The organism is Enterobacter sichuanensis (assembly GCF_009036245.1).
GTDB classification, from domain to species: domain Bacteria; phylum Pseudomonadota; class Gammaproteobacteria; order Enterobacterales; family Enterobacteriaceae; genus Enterobacter; species Enterobacter sichuanensis.
This window is the reverse complement of record NZ_CP027986.1, coordinates 245,191-263,669: the sequence shown is the minus strand read 5'-3', so window position 1 is coordinate 263,669 and position 18,479 is coordinate 245,191. Positions and strand designations below refer to the sequence as shown.

Annotated in this window: 9 protein-coding genes and 3 rRNA genes; 3 read left to right on the top strand and 9 right to left on the bottom strand. The window is 55.3% G+C overall.

Features of this window, described 5'->3' with window-relative positions; all coding sequences use genetic code 11:
* Positions 1 to 165 precede the first annotated feature (165 nt).
* On the top strand, positions 166 to 468 hold the full coding sequence (locus tag C1N69_RS01220; RefSeq protein WP_155030543.1) for a type II toxin-antitoxin system RelE/ParE family toxin: 303 nt from the start codon (positions 166 to 168) through the stop codon (positions 466 to 468).
* A gap of 6 nt (positions 469 to 474) precedes the next feature.
* On the top strand, positions 475 to 762 hold the full coding sequence (locus C1N69_RS01215) for an addiction module antidote protein (RefSeq protein WP_013095028.1): 288 nt from the start codon (positions 475 to 477) through the stop codon (positions 760 to 762).
* Here the strand turns inward: C1N69_RS01215 and C1N69_RS01210 are convergent.
* Together C1N69_RS01210 and metH are read right to left on the bottom strand one after the other, a co-directional pair.
* Entirely contained in the window at positions 759 to 2,390 is a 1,632-nt protein-coding gene (locus tag C1N69_RS01210; RefSeq protein WP_025759001.1) for a Na/Pi cotransporter family protein, read from the bottom strand. The two genes, C1N69_RS01215 and C1N69_RS01210, sit on opposite strands and share 4 nt — an antisense overlap.
* 116 nt (positions 2,391 to 2,506) lie before the next feature.
* Complete coding sequence (gene metH / locus C1N69_RS01205; protein ID WP_155030542.1) at positions 2,507 to 6,190, bottom strand: methionine synthase; 3,684 nt, start codon at positions 6,188 to 6,190, stop codon at positions 2,507 to 2,509.
* Between the two features lie 193 nt (positions 6,191 to 6,383).
* Between metH and iclR the strand changes: the two genes are divergently transcribed.
* Positions 6,384 to 7,214, top strand: coding sequence for a glyoxylate bypass operon transcriptional repressor IclR (gene iclR / locus C1N69_RS01200; RefSeq protein ID WP_045286168.1), 831 nt, complete (start codon positions 6,384 to 6,386; stop codon positions 7,212 to 7,214).
* Between the two features lie 37 nt (positions 7,215 to 7,251).
* Here iclR and aceK read toward each other — a convergent pair whose 3' ends face one another.
* The 7 genes from aceK to C1N69_RS01165 all read right to left on the bottom strand — a co-directional run bounded on the left by aceK (position 7,252) and on the right by C1N69_RS01165 (position 18,246).
* Positions 7,252 to 8,988 (bottom strand): bifunctional isocitrate dehydrogenase kinase/phosphatase, encoded by a 1,737-nt coding sequence (gene aceK / locus C1N69_RS01195; protein ID WP_155030541.1) that lies wholly within the window; start codon positions 8,986 to 8,988, stop codon positions 7,252 to 7,254.
* A gap of 117 nt (positions 8,989 to 9,105) precedes the next feature.
* A complete protein-coding gene (gene aceA, locus C1N69_RS01190) occupies positions 9,106 to 10,410 on the bottom strand; it encodes an isocitrate lyase (RefSeq protein ID WP_045286166.1) in 1,305 nt (434 codons plus the stop codon).
* 31 nt (positions 10,411 to 10,441) lie between these two features.
* The gene (aceB, locus tag C1N69_RS01185) at positions 10,442 to 12,043 is read right to left on the bottom strand and encodes a malate synthase A (protein WP_047957515.1); all 1,602 of its coding nucleotides are present in this window, start codon (positions 12,041 to 12,043) and stop codon (positions 10,442 to 10,444) included.
* A 270-nt stretch (positions 12,044 to 12,313) separates the two neighbouring features.
* The gene (gene metA / locus C1N69_RS01180; RefSeq protein WP_045286164.1) at positions 12,314 to 13,243 is read right to left on the bottom strand and encodes a homoserine O-acetyltransferase MetA; all 930 of its coding nucleotides are present in this window, start codon (positions 13,241 to 13,243) and stop codon (positions 12,314 to 12,316) included.
* 176 nt (positions 13,244 to 13,419) lie between these two features.
* A 5S ribosomal RNA gene (rrf, locus tag C1N69_RS01175) occupies positions 13,420 to 13,535 on the bottom strand.
* 70 nt (positions 13,536 to 13,605) lie between these two features.
* A 23S ribosomal RNA gene (locus C1N69_RS01170) occupies positions 13,606 to 16,508 on the bottom strand.
* A gap of 198 nt (positions 16,509 to 16,706) precedes the next feature.
* Positions 16,707 to 18,246: ribosomal RNA gene (locus C1N69_RS01165) — 16S ribosomal RNA — on the bottom strand.
* Together the 16S, 23S and 5S rRNA genes form the textbook arrangement of a ribosomal RNA operon.
* Positions 18,247 to 18,479: the final 233 nt, after the last annotated feature.

The following is an 18,479-nucleotide window of genomic DNA, read 5'->3' as shown; positions in this document are numbered from 1 at the left end:
GGTTTGGGCTGGAAAAAAAGATTAGCCGACGGTAACTGAGACGGGTTTTTTAGTTTGCGAGACACTTTCAGGATTTAGCGTCAGGCCATTTATCCTTGAGCTAACTCCTTTTAGCTTTACTCCCCACATACATTTATTTGTAGTTTATAAATCACAGGGAGTAATATGAAGGAGATCGTTCAGACAGAATCCTTCCGACGCTGGGAGCAAAACTTAAAAGATCGGCGAGCAAGGACTATTATCGCTTCCCGCCTCTTTCGGTTGGCAAATGGCTTAGCGGGCGACATAAAACCCGTGGGGGAAGGTATATGCGAGCTGAGGATCCACTTTGGTCCGGGCTACAGAATCTATTTTAAAGACCAGGGCAATTGCATCATCGTGCTGTTGTGTGGTGGGGAAAAAAGCAGCCAGGCCAGAGACATACTTATGGCAAAAATGCTGAGCAATGTATCCCAATGGCAGGAGTGAATGAGCATGCATAAATTAACACCCTACGATCCAGCCATCGCGTTGGTGGATGATGAGGAAATAGCCGTGTTTATGGCTGATGCATTAGAAACTGGTGACTCAGCGTATATTGCTAAAGCTTTGGGCGTCATCGCGCGAGCGAAAGGGATGTCGACCATTTCACAGCAAACTGGCCTGTCACGAGAACAACTGTACCGATCATTTAGTGATAAGGGGAACCCAACGCTTAAAACCACGCTGGCGGTCATGAAAGCATTGGGTCTTGGGCTCACAATCAAACCTGCCGGGGATTAATACTCATCCCGCTCGTCATCTTCATCCGGCTGTTCCATCACGCTATAGGCCACCGCACAGAACAACGAGTTGAGGCGTTTCATATCCCCCAGCAGCCCCAGGTGCAGTGAGCTGGTCTCAATACTCTGCACGTTCTGCTGATGCAAACGCTCAACGTGGGCGTGCGAGTAGCGGCGGTTAAGGATACGGAAGCGATGCTTGTTGCGGCGCAGGCGGCGCGCGCTTGGCACGTCGCTGGAAAAGAAGACCAGCATCGCCAGCTTCAGGTTGCTAAGAAGTTGTTCGTGCAGAGCTTCCAGCTCCTTCAGCCCTTCGACGGAGAACGCACGGCGGGCGGCCAGAGATTTGTCAGCAATTTCACTGCCCATCCGCTCCACAATATCCGAAGCCTGCTCAAGGTTAAGCGACATCTCTATGATTTCCGCCCAGCGGCGGGACTCCTCCTCCGCCAGTTCATCCTGCGGTATGCGCGCCAGATAGAGCTTGATGGCGGTATAGAGCACGTTGATATCGTCCGCCAGCCTGCGCAGCTCTTTCTCTTCTCGCGGCTCGCCGTGCATCACCTTTTGCAGGCCTTCGAGCATGGTTTCCATGGCGTCGCCCATGCGCAACGTCTCGCGGGCGGCATTCGCCAGCGCCAGCGCCGGCGTATCCAGCGCGGAGGTATCCAGATGCTTCGGTTTCAGGCGCGCATCCAGCTCCGGTTCATCCTGGATCAGGCGCTCACAGAAGCGGGCCATCGGCTCGGCAAAGGGGACCATCGCCAGGCAACGTACCAGGTTGTAGAAGACGTGGAAGTAAATCACCAGCTCCGCCTTCGGCAGCGGGAGGTTGTCCATCAGGTTCGCCAGCGGATGGACAAACGGCAGAATGATCAGGCTGCCCACCAGCTTAAACAGCAGGCTACCCAGGGCCACGCGGCGGGCGGCAGCGTTGGCGGCGCTGTTATTGAGCATCGCCAGCAGGCCAGAGCCGAGATTAGCCCCGATCACCAGGCACAGCGCAACCGGGAAGGAGATCGCCCCGGCGGCGGTGAGCGTTGCCGTCAGCAGCACGGCGGCCAGGCTGGAGTAGCTGACGATGGCAAACACCGCGCCAATCAGTGCGTCCAGCATGATGTCACCGGTCAGGGAGGCGAAGATCACCTGAACACCGTTGGCCTCAGTAATAGGGGTGACGGCCTGAACAATCAGCTCCAGCGCCAGCAGGATCAGCCCCAGGCCAATCCCCACGCGTCCAAGCTGCCCGGCCCGCGTCTGTTTGCGTCCGAGGAAGAAGATGACGCCAATGAAAATCAGCAGCGGCGAGAGCCAGGAGAGATCGAACGTCAGGATACGCGCCATCAGCGCGGTACCCACGTCCGCCCCCAGCACAATGACCAGCGCCGGGGCCAGCGCCACCAGATCCTGCGCCACAAAGGAGGTGACAAGCAGTGTTGTGGCGTTACTGCTCTGCACCAGTGCCGTCACGCCAATGCCCGCGCAGAAGGCGAGCGGCTTCTTCTCAACGCTGTTGCTGAGAACGGTGCGTAAACGGGCACCAAAGACACGCATCACGCCGGTACGAACGATATGGGTGCCCCAGACGAGCAGTGCGACTGCAGAAAGCAGATGTAACAAGGTCAGCACGGAAGGTTTTCCTCCTTATCGTTATTCGTTTTCCTTAGGTTCAGTATAAGGGTTTAAACGTAAGAAAGAGACAGGGCGCCCAATGAGCGCCCTGTTTGTTGTAAGGAAAAGTGACGTCAGTCCGCGTCGTAGCCTAAATTCGGTGCTAACCAGCGCTCCACTTCAGCAACGCTCATGCCTTTACGCAGGGCATAATCTTCAATCTGATCCCGCTGCAGCTGCGCCACGGCGAAATATTTGCTGTCAGGATGGCTGAAGTACCAGCCGGAAACGGACGCCCCCGGCCACATGGCGAACGACTCCGTGAGCTTCATCCCGGTATGCGCCTCTACGTCCAGTAATGTCCAGATGGTGCCTTTTTCGGTGTGCTCCGGACAGGCCGGATAACCCGGTGCCGGACGAATGCCCTGGTAGTTCTCGCGGATCAGCTCCTCGTTGCTGAGATTCTCATTGGCCGCGTAGCCCCAGTGCACCTTACGCACACGCTCATGCAGGTACTCGGCGAAGGCTTCCGCCAGGCGGTCGGCAATCGCTTTCACCATGATTTTATTGTAATCATCGTGCTGCGCTTCAAAAGCGTCCGCCAGGGCATCTTCTTCCAGACCACCGGTCACGGCGAAGGCACCGATATAATCCGCTTTACCGGAAAGCTTCGGTGCCACGAAATCGGCCAGGCAGTAGTTGGCAAAGCCCACTTTTTCGGTTTGCTGACGCAGATGGCGGCTGACCGCCAGCACATGGGTGCGGGTTTCATCACGATAAATTTCGATGTCATCGCCCACGCGATTCGCCGGGAAGAGCCCGACCACGCCCCGCGGGTTAAGGGTTTTCTCTGCACTGAGCTTATCGAGCATATCGTTGGCGTCTTTAAACAAGCGCTTCGCCTCATCACCGACCACCTCATCCTCGAGGATGCGCGGATATTTACCCGCCAGCGACCAGGTCATAAAGAACGGAGTCCAGTCGATGTAGTTGCGCAGCGTTTCGATGCTGGCGGTCACCTCCTGCACGCCCAGCCGATGGGCCACCGGCGGCGTATAGCTCGACCAGTCAAAGGCCAGATCGTTATCGCGTGCCGCCTGCAGCGTTACCGGTGGCGTACGCGGTTTCTTGCGGGAATGCTGGATGCGGACGGTTTCGTACTCTTTACGGGTACGCGCCACAAAGTCATCGCGCTGGGTGTCGGAGAGCAGCGCGGAGACCACGCCAACGGTACGCGAGGCGTTCTGCACGTACACCGTCGGGCCGCTGTAGTTCTGTTCGATTTTAACTGCCGTGTGCGCTTTCGAGGTGGTCGCCCCGCCAATCAGCAGCGGAATGGTGAAGCCCTGACGCTCCATCTCTTTCGCCACGTTAACCATCTCGTCCAGCGATGGCGTAATCAGCCCGGAGAGGCCAATCAGGTCGGCATTCACTTCGCGCGCGGTCCTGAGGATTTTATCCGCCGGGACCATCACGCCGAGGTCGATAATTTCGTAGTTATTACACTGCAGCACCACGCCGACGATGTTCTTGCCGATGTCATGCACGTCGCCCTTCACGGTGGCAATGACCATTTTGCCGTTGCTGGAACCCTGCTCTTTGCTGGCTTCGATAAACGGCTCCAGGTATGCCACGGCCTGCTTCATTACGCGGGCAGACTTCACCACCTGGGGCAGGAACATCTTGCCCTCACCGAACAGATCGCCCACCACGTTCATGCCGTCCATCAGTGGCCCTTCGATCACTTCAATCGGACGGGCTGACTGCTGACGCGCCTCTTCGGTATCCTGTTCGATGAACTCGGTGATGCCTTTGACCAGCGAATATTCCAGGCGTTTTTTCACGTCCCAGGCGCGCCACTCGGCCTGCTGAACATTGGCTGCGTCATCCGACTTGCTGCCACGGTATTTTTCGGCCAAATCCAGCAGCCGCTCGGTCGCGTCGTCGCGGCGGTTAAGGATCACGTCTTCTACCGCGTCGCGTAGCTCCGCAGGCAGGTCGTCATAAATTGCCAGCTGTCCGGCATTGACGATCCCCATGTCCATCCCGTTGCGGATGGCGTAATAGAGGAACACGGCGTGAATCGCTTCACGCACCGGGTCGTTACCGCGGAACGAGAACGAGACGTTCGACACGCCGCCGGAGATCAGCGCATGCGGCAGCTCGCGTTTGATGTCTTCACACGCGCCGATAAAATCCTGGGCGTAGTTGTTGTGCTCTTCAATCCCGGTCGCGACGGCGAAGATATTCGGGTCAAAGATGATGTCTTCCGGCGGGAAGCCCACCTCTTCGGTTAAAATCTTGTACGCGCGGCGGCAAATCTCGATTTTGCGCTCGCGGGTGTCGGCCTGGCCCACTTCGTCAAAGGCCATCACCACCACGGCGGCCCCGTAGCGGCGCACCATCTTCGCGTGGTGGATAAAGATATCCACGCCCTCTTTCATCGAGATGGAGTTGACGATGCCTTTCCCCTGAATGCACTTCAGCCCTTTTTCGATGACCTCCCATTTGGAGGAGTCAATCATGATCGGCACGCGGGCGATATCCGGCTCACCGGCAATCAGGTTGAGGAAACGCACCATCGCCGCTTCGGCGTCGAGCATCCCCTCATCCATGTTGATATCGATAATCTGAGCGCCGCTCTCCACCTGCTGGCGGGCGACGTCCAGCGCTTCGCTGTACTTCTCTTCTTTAATCAGGCGCTTGAACTTCGCCGAGCCGGTGACGTTAGTACGTTCACCCACGTTCACAAACAGGCTGTCTTCGCCGATGGTCAACGGCTCAAGGCCGGAAAGACGACAGGCAACGGGAAGCTCCGGCAGCTTGCGCGGCGGCAGTCCGGCTACGGCGTTGCTCATCGCAGCGATGTGCGCCGGCGTGGTGCCGCAGCAGCCGCCGACGATGTTCAGAAAGCCGGACTCGGCCCATTCGCGAATTTGTGCCGCCATGGTGTCGGCATCCAGATCGTACTCACCAAACGCGTTCGGCAGACCGGCGTTCGGGTGGGCGGTGACGTAGCATTCCGCAATACGCGACAGCTCCTGCACGTACTGGCGCAGCTCATCCGGCCCCAGCGCACAGTTCAGGCCGAAGGAGAGGGCCTCAGCATGCCGTAGCGAGTTGTAAAACGCTTCAGTTGTCTGGCCGGACAGGGTACGGCCCGAGGCGTCGGTGATGGTGCCGGAAATCATGATCGGCAGGTCAACGCCCAGCGCCTCGAACTCCTCTTTCACCGCGTAAATCGCGGCTTTGGCGTTGAGGGTGTCGAATACCGTTTCAATCAGGATCAGATCGGAACCGCCTTCCACCAGCGCTCTGGTCGATTCACGATAGGCCACGACCAGCTGGTCAAAGGTGATATTACGAAACGCCGGGTCGTTCACGTCCGGTGAAATCGACGCGGTGCGGTTGGTGGGACCCAGCACCCCGGCAACGTAGCGCGGTTTCTCCGGCGTGCGGGCCGTCCACTCATCGGCACAGGTGCGCGCCAGCTTCGCGGCTTCATAGTTGATTTCCGCCGACAGGGATTCCATCTGGTAATCCGCCATGGCGATGGTTGTCGAGTTAAAGGTGTTGGTTTCAATAATATCCGCGCCCGCCTCAAAGTAGGCGTTGTGGATATCCTTGATCACGGACGGCTTGCTGAGCACCAGCAGGTCGTTGTTTCCTTTCAGGTCGCATGGCCAGTCAGCGAAGCGTTCGCCGCGGAAATCGTCTTCGCTCAGGCGATAGCCCTGGATCATGGTGCCCATACCGCCGTCCAGCATCAGAATTCGTTCATTTAACTGCGCACGCAGTTGCTCTACTTTGCTGCTCACACTTGCTCCCGACAACGCTCAACAAGGCCAAAAGGCTGCGTCCCATACTGGCACAATCTCGCAGGGTGGAAAAGTCACTCAGGGGTAACATGAGACATGTTCACCATCACTCCTCCGATCAGTCAGGATAACGGTTGCAAATTCACCAAATAAAACGAAAATGATTTCCACGATACAGAAAAAGGAGATCGTCATGGTCGCGACCGTTCCCGCTAAACGCGGCAGAAAACCTGCTGCCACCACCGCCGCCGCACAACAGGGCGGACAGGTTCAATCGCTCACGCGCGGTCTGAAGCTGCTGGAGTGGATAGCCGAGTCGCACAGCAGCGTGGCCCTGACGGAGCTGGCGCAGCAGGCGGGCCTGCCGAACTCCACAACCCACCGGCTGCTGACCACCATGCAACAGCTGGGCTTTGTCCGTCAGGTCGGCGAGCTGGGGCACTGGGCGGTAGGCGCCCATGCGTTTATCGTCGGCAGCAGCTTCCTGCAGAGCCGCAACCTGCTGGCGATTGTGCACCCGATTCTGCGCAAGCTGATGGAAGATTCCGGCGAGACGGTAAACCTGGCGGTACTCGACCAGAGTGACCATCAGGCGATCATTATCGACCAGGTACAGTGCACGCAGCTGATGCGCATGTCAGCCCCCATTGGCGGCAAGCTGCCGATGCACGCGTCGGGCGCGGGGAAAGCGTTTCTGTCACAGCTGAGCGAGGAACAGGTGACAGGGCTGCTGCACCGCAAGGGACTGCATGCCTACACGCACGCTACGCTGGTGTCGCCGGTGCATCTGAAAGAAGATTTGGCCCTGACCCGCAAGCGTGGCTATTCGTTTGATGATGAAGAACATGCCCTCGGCCTGCGCTGTATCGCAGCCTGTATCTTTGACGAACACCGCGAACCGTTTGCCGCCATCTCCATCTCCGGGCCGATTTCCCGCATGACCGACGATCGGGTCACCGAGCTGGGTGCGCTGGTGATTAAGGCGGCGAAAGAGGTGACCCTGGCGTATGGTGGGATCCGTTAGGCATGCATTGCCGGGTGGGGGCTTCGCCTTACCCGGCCTACATGATGCACTCTGAAAACCGGATGCAAAAGCGCTGCTTACGGCGGTAAGCGTAGACATCTTCCACATGCCCATTTTTGATCCGCGTTTGCAGTCCCCGCCAGTAGCTGGCGCGGAACAGATCCTCATGCATCTCTTCAAACAACGGCCCGATGCGCGGGTCAGCGCACAGCCAGTGGCGAAACTCTTCAGGAAAGACATCGCCCGGTGAGACGCTGTACCACGGCTCGCCGGAAAGCTCATCTTCCGGATAACGGGGCGGTGGGATATCGCGGAAATTCACTTCTGTCATGTAGCAAATTTCGTCGTAATCGTAGAACACCACGCGCCCGTGACGCGTGACGCCGAAGTTCTTAAACAGCATATCACCGGGGAAAATATTGGCCGCGGCAAGCTGGCGAATCGCGTTGCCGTACTCTTCAATGGCATCACGCAGCGCCTGGCCTTCGGACTGCTCCAGCCAGATATTCAGCGGCACCATGCGGCGTTCAATGTAGAGATGGCTTATTACGATTTTGTCGCCAAGATCGGTGATTTTACCCGAGGCTTCCTGCAGTAAAAGGGTCATGAGCGCCGGATCGATCTGCTGCTTATCCAGCACAAAGTTTTCGAACTCCTGAGTATCCGCCATGCGTCCGACGCGATCGTGCTCCTTCACCAGTTGGTAGCAGGCACGAACGTGTGCCGCGGTCATCTCTTTCTGCGGCGCGAATTTATCTTTGATCACCTTAAATACGCGGTCGAAGCCCGGAAGGGTAAATACCAGCATCACCATGCCGCGAATGCCGGGCGCTTCAATAAACTGCTCATCGGCGGTGGTGACATAGCGCAGGTACTCCCGGTAGCTTTCCGTTTTGGCGTGCTTCTGACAGCCAATCGCCATATACAGCTCGGCCGTGGTTTTGCCCGGCAGGATCTCACGCAACCACTCCACGAGCGCGGCAGGTAACGGGGCATAGACCATAAAGTAGGAGCGGGCGAAGCCAAACACAATGCTGGCCTCCGCGCTGGTGGTCAGGCAGGTATCGACAAACAGTTCGCCGTCATCGGTGCGATGGATGGGCAGCAGAAACGGCAGAATGGCCGAGGGTGTAATCAGTTTACCGACCAGCCATGCGGCTTTATTGCGGTAGAAAAGCTCATTAGCGACCTGCAAATGGCTATGGCTGAGTACCTCCGTGCCGAAGGTTTCAATAAGATGGGCGTGGATATAACCAATATCCCGGGCTTTATTCTCCCAGGGTAAGCGCAGCGGCAAATCAGTTAGCACACGATGCAGAAGCTTTTCCCATCCGCTATCAGGGAAGAAATCTTTGGCCAGCGGACGCGGAATGGTACGAAAGCGTCGCTCGGGCTGGGAGCTGAAGATAAATAACCGCTCAGGAGATAATGAGCGGTGGTCAAATAACCGGCAATAGACGGAGTTAAAAAAGCTCTCCGCAATCTCGAAGCGCGGGTAGTCCGGTAACAAATGGGTGTAATGATCCTTCACGCGCAGCAAAAATTCCGCATCCGGGCTTTTACCGTCGGTAATACAGCGCAACTGCTCCACCACCAGACCCACGTGGTGGTCGTAAAGATGGATACGCTGCTTCATCGCCTGCTGCACCGCATGCCAGTCAGCGTGTTCAAAGCGCTGCTGGGCGCCGGAGGTCACTTCCAGAAAACGTCCATACTGTGCATCAAAGCCCTGCAGAATAGTTTGGGCAATCAGTAATTCCAGACCACGCGACATATATTCCCCTTACCCCTCACCCCGGCCCTCTCCCCAATGGGGCGAGGGAGAAACAGATCTGCACCAGACCGTCCCCTCTCCCCTTCGGGGAGAGGGTTAGGGTGAGGGGGGAAAAGATTAGAACTGTGCTTCTTCCGTTGATCCCGTTAAAGCGGTGACGGAGGAGGCGCCACCCTGAATGATGGTTGTCACGTTATCGAAGTAGCCGGTTCCCACCTCCTGCTGATGTGAAACGAAGGTATAGCCCTCTTTACCGGCGGCAAATTCTGGCTGCTGTACCTTCTCAACATAGTGCTTCATGCCCTCACCCTGCGCGTAGGCATGGGCCAGGTCGAACATGTTGAACCACATGCTGTGGATACCCGCCAGGGTGATGAACTGGTACTTGTAGCCCATATCAGACAGCTGCTGCTGGAAGCTGGCGATGGTTTTATCGTCCAGATTCTTCTGCCAGTTGAAGGACGGCGAGCAGTTATAGGCCAGCAGTTTGCCCGGGTATTTCGCGTGGATGGCATCGGCAAAGCGTTTTGCCAGCGCCAGATCCGGCGTGGAGGTTTCACACCAGACCAGGTCCGCGTACGGGGCGTACGCCAGGCCACGGCTGATCGCCTGCTCAATGCCCGCATGGGTACGATAGAACCCTTCGCTGGTGCGCTCGCCGGTAATAAACTCGCTGTCGTACGGGTCGCAGTCCGAGGTGATCAGATCAGCCGCGTCCGCATCGGTACGGGCAATGACCAGCGTCGGCACGCCGAGCACGTCAGCGGCCAGACGCGCCGCTACCAGCTTCTGAATCGCTTCCTGGGTCGGGACGAGAACTTTCCCGCCCATGTGCCCGCACTTCTTCACGGACGCCAGCTGATCTTCGAAGTGAACGGCCGCTGCACCGGCCTCAATCATCGATTTCATCAGCTCAAATGCGTTCAGCACGCCACCAAAACCGGCTTCTGCGTCCGCGACGATCGGCAGGAAGTAGTCAATAAAGCGCGGATCGTTTGGCTCGATACCTGCGGCCCACTGGATCTGATCCGCACGGCGGAAGGTGTTGTTGATCCGATCCACGACCGACGGCACCGAGTTAGCCGGATAGAGCGACTGATCCGGATACATGCTGGACGCCAGGTTGGCATCCGCCGCGACCTGCCAGCCGGAGAGATAAATAGCTTCAATGCCTGCCTTCGCCTGCTGCAGTGCCTGACCGCCGGTCAGCGCACCGAGGCTGTTGATATAGCCCTTTTTGGAACCGCCGTGCAACAGCTTCCACATCTTCGCCGCACCGTTCTGTGCCAGCGTGCATTCCGGATTGACCGAGCCGCGTAATTTCACCACCTCTTCCGCGCTATAAGGACGGCGGATGCCTTCCCAGCGAGGCTGTGTCCACTCTTTCTTTAATTCTTCGATTTGTTGGGTACGGGTTTTCATGTGCAGATGCTCCATATTGTTATGTGGTGAGTTACGCCAGGAAGCGGTAGCCCGGCAGGGTCAGGAAGTCGATTAAGTCATCTGATGTGGTGATTTGCTCCATCAGGCGCGCGGCGTCGTCAAAACGTCCGCTGCTGAAGCGGTGTTCGCCCAGCTCGTCCTGGATCACCCGCATCTCTTCAGCCAGCATCTGGCGGAACAGGGATTTGGTCACCGGCTTGCCGTTGCTGAGCGTTTTTTGATGGTGGATCCACTGCCAGATTGAGGTGCGTGAGATCTCTGCCGTCGCGGCATCTTCCATCAGGCCGTAGATCGGTACACAGCCGTTGCCGGAGATCCACGCTTCGATGTACTGCACGGCCACGCGAATATTGGCGCGCATGCCCTCTTCCGTACGTTCGCCTGCACACGGGGCCAGCAGCTGTTCTTCCGCCGTTGGGGCATCCTCTTCGCGCGTGACGAACAGCTGGTTTTTGTTGTCACCGAGTATGCGGTTGAAGACTTCCATGGCCGTATCCGCCAGACCCGGGTGCGCGATCCACGTCCCGTCATGGCCGTTACGTGCTTCAAGCTCTTTATCGGCTTTCACCTTGTTGAGCACCTGGTTGTTACGCTCAGCATCTTTGCTCGGGATAAAGGCCGCCATACCGCCCATCGCAAAAGCGCCGCGCTTGTGGCAGGTTTTGATCAGCAGACGCGAGTAGGCGCTGAGGAACGGTTTATCCATGGTGACGACCTGGCGATCCGGCAGCACGCGGTCGGGATAGTTTTTCAGGGTTTTGATGTAGCTGAAAATATAGTCCCAGCGCCCACAGTTCAGGCCGACAATGTGGTCGCGCAGGGCATGGAGAATTTCGTTCATCTGGAACACTGCGGGCAATGTTTCAATCAGCAGTGTGGCCTTGATGGTGCCACGCGGCAGGTTGAAACGATCTTCCGCATAGCTGAACACCTCGCTCCACCAGGCCGCTTCCTGCCAGGCCTGTGTTTTAGGCAGATAGAAATACGGGCCGCTACCTTTTGCCAGCAGGGCCTTATAGTTGTGGAAGAAATAGAGCGCAAAATCAAACAGGCTTCCCGGAATGGCTTCCCCGCGCCAGGTAACATGTTTTTCCGGCAGATGCAGACCACGTACGCGACAGATCAGCACCGCCGGGTTCGGTTTGAGTTGATAAATTTTACCGGCTTCGTTGGTATAGCTGATGGTGCCGTTCACGGCATCGCGCAGGTTGATCTGCCCCTCGATGACCTTACGCCAGTCCGGTGCCAGTGAGTCTTCAAAATCGGCCATAAAGACTTTAACGTTCGCGTTCATGGCGTTGATCACCATTTTACGCTCTACCGGGCCGGTGATCTCAACGCGACGATCCTGTAAGTCGTCAGGAATGCCGCGGATTTTCCATTCACCACGGCGAATGGAAGCGGTTTCCGAAATAAAACCAGGCAACTTGCCGTTATCAATTTCCTGCTGCTGATGAATGCGTGCCGCCAGCAGCTTATTACGCTGTGGCGTAAAGCGGGTTACCAGTTCAGTCAGAAATTCTACCGCTTCTGCCGTCAATACTTGCTGTTCCTGCTCGCCATACGGCTGGGTAAAGGCCAGTTCATCGACCGTCGTTGCCTGTTGAGTCATTACTCTGCTCCTCATCAAAGATCCAAAATCACGCCCCCGATGCGAACGAAAGATCGTTGGGTAGTTTTCGCTCAGCAGAATTAAGACTATCTCCATTTTTTCTAAAATCAAAAACAATTTCCATTTTAATTTAAAATAACAGGCAACCAATTGATTTTAATGAGATTAAAGTTACCTCGCTTGATGAGTGGCATTTCGGAAATAAAAAAGGCACCCGAAGGTGCCTGATGTGAATAGCTGAAACGCTTTAGGATCGTTTAGTGCAGACGATTACTCCAGCGTCGGATTCATGTGACGCAGATCGTATGGCGTGATCTGGTAGACGTAATAGTTGAGCCAGTTGGTAAAAAGCAAATTCCCGTGGCTGCGCCAGGTGGCTCTCGGTGTGTTCTGTGGATCGTTTTTCGGGAAATAGTTGTACGGAACATCCGGGTTAAGGCCCGCTTCGACATCACGGAAATACTCTGACGCGAGGGTATGCGGATCGTACTCCGGATGTCCGGTTACAAAGGCAATGCGTTTATCTTTGCTGGCAAACAGGTAAGCATCGCCATCCTCTGTTTCGGCCAGGATCTCCAGATCGGTGTAATCACGTATCAACTGCGCCGGGAAATCGGCATAACGTGAATGTGGCGCCAGGAAAGAATCATCAAACCCGCGCGTCAGCAGAGCATGGGGATGGAGAATGTGGTGTTCGTACACGCCGGAGAGCTTTTCAGTGCGGGTTTGTTTGGGGATGCCATAAAGAATATTCAGAGCGGCTTGTACCGCCCAACAGACAAACAATGTCGACGTGACGTGATCTTTTGCCCACTCCAGCACCTGTTTGATCTGCGGCCAGTAGGCAACATCGTTGAATTCAACCAGACCCAGCGGGGCACCGGTCACAATCAGTCCGTCGAAGTTTTCGCCCTGAATGTCATCGAAGTTGCAGTAGAAGGTGTTCAGGTGCTCAGAAGGCGTATTACGCGACTCTCGGGCATCGATTCGCAGGAGCTGAATATCCACCTGCAGCGGGGAGTTCGAGAGCAAACGCAGGAACTGGTTTTCAGTTTCAATCTTCTTCGGCATCAGATTGAGAATAAGCACCTTCAGCGGGCGAATTTCCTGAACTGTCGCACGTGAAGCCGTCATAACGAAGACGTTTTCTTCACGTAAGAAATTGACGGCTGGTAGCTCGTCCTGCACCCGAATCGGCATAACCTTACTTCCTCACAGTATACGTATAAACGTTTAGACATCCAGACAGCTAACGATACCCAGAAATGATCGGAATGTCGAGTCTGCAAGGCGAAGGTGAGAAAGTTTCAGGGAGAGGGAGAAAAACAAAAGCAAAAAACCCCGCACCTTACGGTACGGGGTTCTTTTAAATTGATGCCTGGCAGTTCCCTACTCTCACATGGGGAGACCCCACACTACCATCGGCGCTACGGCGTTTCACTTCTGAGTTCGGCATGGGGTCAGGTGGGACCACCGCGCTAAAGCCGCCAGGCAAATTCTGTTTAATCTGTATCAAAGCTGAAACTTGTGTCGTCTCTTCGCCAAAACATCTTCGGCGTTGTAAGGTTAAGCCTCACGGTTCATTAGTATCGGTTAGCTCAACGCATCGCTGCGCTTACACACCCGACCTATCAACGTCGTCGTCTTCAACGTTCCTTCAGGAGACTTAAAGTCTCAGGGAGAACTCATCTCGGGGCAAGTTTCGTGCTTAGATGCTTTCAGCACTTATCTCTTCCGCATTTAGCTACCGGGCAGTGCCATTGGCATGACAACCCGAACACCAGTGATGCGTCCACTCCGGTCCTCTCGTACTAGGAGCAGCCCCCTCAATTCTCCAGCGCCCACGGCAGATAGGGACCGAACTGTCTCACGACGTTCTAAACCCAGCTCGCGTACCACTTTAAATGGCGAACAGCCATACCCTTGGGACCTACTTCAGCCCCAGGATGTGATGAGCCGACATCGAGGTGCCAAACACCGCCGTCGATATGAACTCTTGGGCGGTATCAGCCTGTTATCCCCGGAGTACCTTTTATCCGTTGAGCGATGGCCCTTCCATTCAGAACCACCGGATCACTATGACCTGCTTTCGCACCTGCTCGAGCCGTCACTCTCGCAGTCAAGCTAGCTTATGCCATTGCACTAACCTCCTGATGTCCGACCAGGATTAGCTAACCTTCGTGCTCCTCCGTTACTCTTTGGGAGGAGACCGCCCCAGTCAAACTACCCACCAGACACTGTCCGCAACCCGGATCACGGGTCTACGTTAGAACACCAGCCATTAAAGGGTGGTATTTCAAGGACGGCTCCATGCAGACTGGCGTCCACACTTCAAAGCCTCCCACCTATCCTACACATCAAGGACCAGTGTTCAGTGTCAAGCTATAGTAAAGGTTCACGGGGTCTTTCCGTCTTGCCGCGGGTACACTGCATCTTCACAGCGAGTTCAATTTCACTGAGTCTCGGGTGGAGACAGCCTGGCCATCATTACGCCATTCGTGCAGGTCGGAACTTACCCGACAAGGAATTTCGCTACCTTAGGACCGTTATAGTTACGGCCGCCGTTTACCGGGGCTTCGATCAAGAGCTTCGCGTTACCGCTAACCCCATCAATTAACCTTCCGGCACCGGGCAGGCGTCACACCGTATACGTCCACTTTCGTGTTTGCACAGTGCTGTGTTTTTAATAAACAGTTGCAGCCAGCTGGTATCTTCGACTGATTTCAGCTCCACCCGCAGGGGCTTCACCTACATATCAGCGTGCCTTCTCCCGAAGTTACGGCACCATTTTGCCTAGTTCCTTCACCCGAGTTCTCTCAAGCGCCTTGGTATTCTCTACCTGACCACCTGTGTCGGTTTGGGGTACGATTTGATGTTACCTGATGCTTAGAGGCTTTTCCTGGAAGCAGGGCATTTGTTACTTCAGCACCGTAGTGCCTCGTCATCACACCTCAGCGTTAAAAAGGTACCGGATTTACCTGGAACCTCCGCCTACATGCTTAAACCGGGACAACCGTCGCCCGGCTAACATAGCCTTCTCCGTCCCCCCTTCGCAGTAACACCAAGTACAGGAATATTAACCTGTTTCCCATCGACTACGCCTTTCGGCCTCGCCTTAGGGGTCGACTCACCCTGCCCCGATTAACGTTGGACAGGAACCCTTGGTCTTCCGGCGAGCGGGCTTTTCACCCGCTTTATCGTTACTTATGTCAGCATTCGCACTTCTGATACCTCCAGCAACCCTCACAGGCCACCTTCAACGGCTTACAGAACGCTCCCCTACCCAACAACGCATAAGCGTCGCTGCCGCAGCTTCGGTGCATGGTTTAGCCCCGTTACATCTTCCGCGCAGGCCGACTCGACCAGTGAGCTATTACGCTTTCTTTAAATGATGGCTGCTTCTAAGCCAACATCCTGGCTGTCTGTGCCTTCCCACATCGTTTCCCACTTAACCATGACTTTGGGACCTTAGCTGGCGGTCTGGGTTGTTTCCCTCTTCACGACGGACGTTAGCACCCGCCGTGTGTCTCCCGTGATAACATTCTTCGGTATTCGTAGTTTGCATCGGGTTGGTAAGCCGGGATGGCCCCCTAGCCGAAACAGTGCTCTACCCCCGAAGATGAGTTCACGAGGCGCTACCTAAATAGCTTTCGGGGAGAACCAGCTATCTCCCGGTTTGATTGGCCTTTCACCCCCAGCCACAAGTCATCCGCTAATTTTTCAACATTAGTCGGTTCGGTCCTCCAGTTAGTGTTACCCAACCTTCAACCTGCCCATGGCTAGATCACCGGGTTTCGGGTCTATACCCTGCAACTTAACGCCCAGTTAAGACTCGGTTTCCCTTCGGCTCCCCTATACGGTTAACCTTGCTACAGAATATAAGTCGCTGACCCATTATACAAAAGGTACGCAGTCACACCCGAAGGTGCTCCCACTGCTTGTACGTACACGGTTTCAGGTTCTTTTTCACTCCCCTCGCCGGGGTTCTTTTCGCCTTTCCCTCACGGTACTGGTTCACTATCGGTCAGTCAGGAGTATTTAGCCTTGGAGGATGGTCCCCCCATATTCAGACAGGATACCACGTGTCCCGCCCTACTCTTCGAGTTCACAACCTGTGTGTTTTCGTGTACGGGACTATCACCCTGTACCGTCGGACTTTCCAGACCGTTCCACTAACACACAAGCTGATTCAGACTCTGGGCTGCTCCCCGTTCGCTCGCCGCTACTGGGGAATCTCGGTTGATTTCTTTTCCTCGGGGTACTTAGATGTTTCAGTTCCCCCGGTTCGCCTCGTTAACCTATGTATTCAGTTAACGATAGTGTGTCGGAACACACTGGGTTTCCCCATTCGGACATCGCCGGGTCAAAGGTTCATATCACCTCGCCGGCGCTTTTCGCAGATTAGCACGTCCTTCATCGCCTCTGACTGCCAGGGCATCCACCGTGTACGCTTAGTCGCTTAACCTCACAACCCGAAGATGTTTCACTTCTGATTGCGAAAATTTGAGAGACTCGAACACACATTAACTGTGTGTCGTTTCAATTTTCAGCTTGATCCAGATTTTTAAAGAGCAAAACTTCTTAATGCACTCAAAAGTACATTCAGAAGTTCATCATTCATCAGACAATCTGTGTGAGCACTACAAAGGCAGGTTCTTTAAGGTAAGGAGGTGATCCAACCGCAGGTTCCCCTACGGTTACCTTGTTACGACTTCACCCCAGTCATGAATCACAAAGTGGTAAGCGCCCTCCCGAAGGTTAAGCTACCTACTTCTTTTGCAACCCACTCCCATGGTGTGACGGGCGGTGTGTACAAGGCCCGGGAACGTATTCACCGTAGCATTCTGATCTACGATTACTAGCGATTCCGACTTCATGGAGTCGAGTTGCAGACTCCAATCCGGACTACGACGCACTTTATGAGGTCCGCTTGCTCTCGCGAGGTCGCTTCTCTTTGTATACGCCATTGTAGCACGTGTGTAGCCCTACTCGTAAGGGCCATGATGACTTGACGTCATCCCCACCTTCCTCCAGTTTATCACTGGCAGTCTCCTTTGAGTTCCCGGCCGGACCGCTGGCAACAAAGGATAAGGGTTGCGCTCGTTGCGGGACTTAACCCAACATTTCACAACACGAGCTGACGACAGCCATGCAGCACCTGTCTCAGAGTTCCCGAAGGCACCAAAGCATCTCTGCTAAGTTCTCTGGATGTCAAGAGTAGGTAAGGTTCTTCGCGTTGCATCGAATTAAACCACATGCTCCACCGCTTGTGCGGGCCCCCGTCAATTCATTTGAGTTTTAACCTTGCGGCCGTACTCCCCAGGCGGTCGACTTAACGCGTTAGCTCCGGAAGCCACGCCTCAAGGGCACAACCTCCAAGTCGACATCGTTTACGGCGTGGACTACCAGGGTATCTAATCCTGTTTGCTCCCCACGCTTTCGCACCTGAGCGTCAGTCTTTGTCCAGGGGGCCGCCTTCGCCACCGGTATTCCTCCAGATCTCTACGCATTTCACCGCTACACCTGGAATTCTACCCCCCTCTACAAGACTCTAGCCTGCCAGTTTCGAATGCAGTTCCCAGGTTGAGCCCGGGGATTTCACATCCGACTTGACAGACCGCCTGCGTGCGCTTTACGCCCAGTAATTCCGATTAACGCTTGCACCCTCCGTATTACCGCGGCTGCTGGCACGGAGTTAGCCGGTGCTTCTTCTGCGGGTAACGTCAATCGCTGTGGTTATTAACCACAACGCCTTCCTCCCCGCTGAAAGTACTTTACAACCCGAAGGCCTTCTTCATACACGCGGCATGGCTGCATCAGGCTTGCGCCCATTGTGCAATATTCCCCACTGCTGCCTCCCGTAGGAGTCTGGACCGTGTCTCAGTTCCAGTGTGGCTGGTCATCCTCTCAGACCAGCTAGGGATCGTCGCCTAGGTGAGCCGTTACCCCACCTACTAGCTAATCCCATCTGGGCACATCTGATGGCAAGAGGCCCGAAGGTCCCCCTCTTTGGTCTTGCGACGTTATGCGGTATTAGCTACCGTTTCCAGTAGTTATCCCCCTCCATCAGGCAGTTTCCCAGACATTACTCACCCGTCCGCCACTCGTCACCCGAGAGCAAGCTCTCTGTGCTACCGTTCGACTTGCATGTGTTAGGCCTGCCGCCAGCGTTCAATCTGAGCCATGATCAAACTCTTCAATTTAAGTTTGATGCTCGTGAATTAAACTTCGTAATGAATTACGTGTTCACTCAGAGACTTGGTATTCATTTATTGTCCGAAGACATTAAGAATCCATGTCACTTTGAGTGCCCACACAGATTGTCTGATAAATTGTTAAAGAGCAGTTGCAACGCGGCTTTCAGCTCACCGTTGCGAGGTGGCGTATATTACGCTTTCCTCTTTCAGAGTCAACCCGTTATTTCAGGATTTTTTCT

Excerpts from the sequence above, each read along its gene's own strand:
- iclR (WP_045286168.1), top strand. The coding sequence starts at position 6,384 with ATGGTCGCGACCGTTCCCGCTAAACGCGGCAGAAAACCTGCTGCCACC.
- C1N69_RS01215 (WP_013095028.1), top strand. The coding sequence starts at position 475 with ATGCATAAATTAACACCCTACGATCCAGCCATCGCGTTGGTGGATGAT.
- C1N69_RS01220 (WP_155030543.1), top strand. The coding sequence starts at position 166 with ATGAAGGAGATCGTTCAGACAGAATCCTTCCGACGCTGGGAGCAAAAC.
- aceB (WP_047957515.1), bottom strand. The coding sequence starts at position 12,043 with ATGACTCAACAGGCAACGACGGTCGATGAACTGGCCTTTACCCAGCCG.
- metA (WP_045286164.1), bottom strand. The coding sequence starts at position 13,243 with ATGCCGATTCGGGTGCAGGACGAGCTACCAGCCGTCAATTTCTTACGT.
- aceK (WP_155030541.1), bottom strand. The coding sequence starts at position 8,988 with ATGTCGCGTGGTCTGGAATTACTGATTGCCCAAACTATTCTGCAGGGC.
- aceA (WP_045286166.1), bottom strand. The coding sequence starts at position 10,410 with ATGAAAACCCGTACCCAACAAATCGAAGAATTAAAGAAAGAGTGGACA.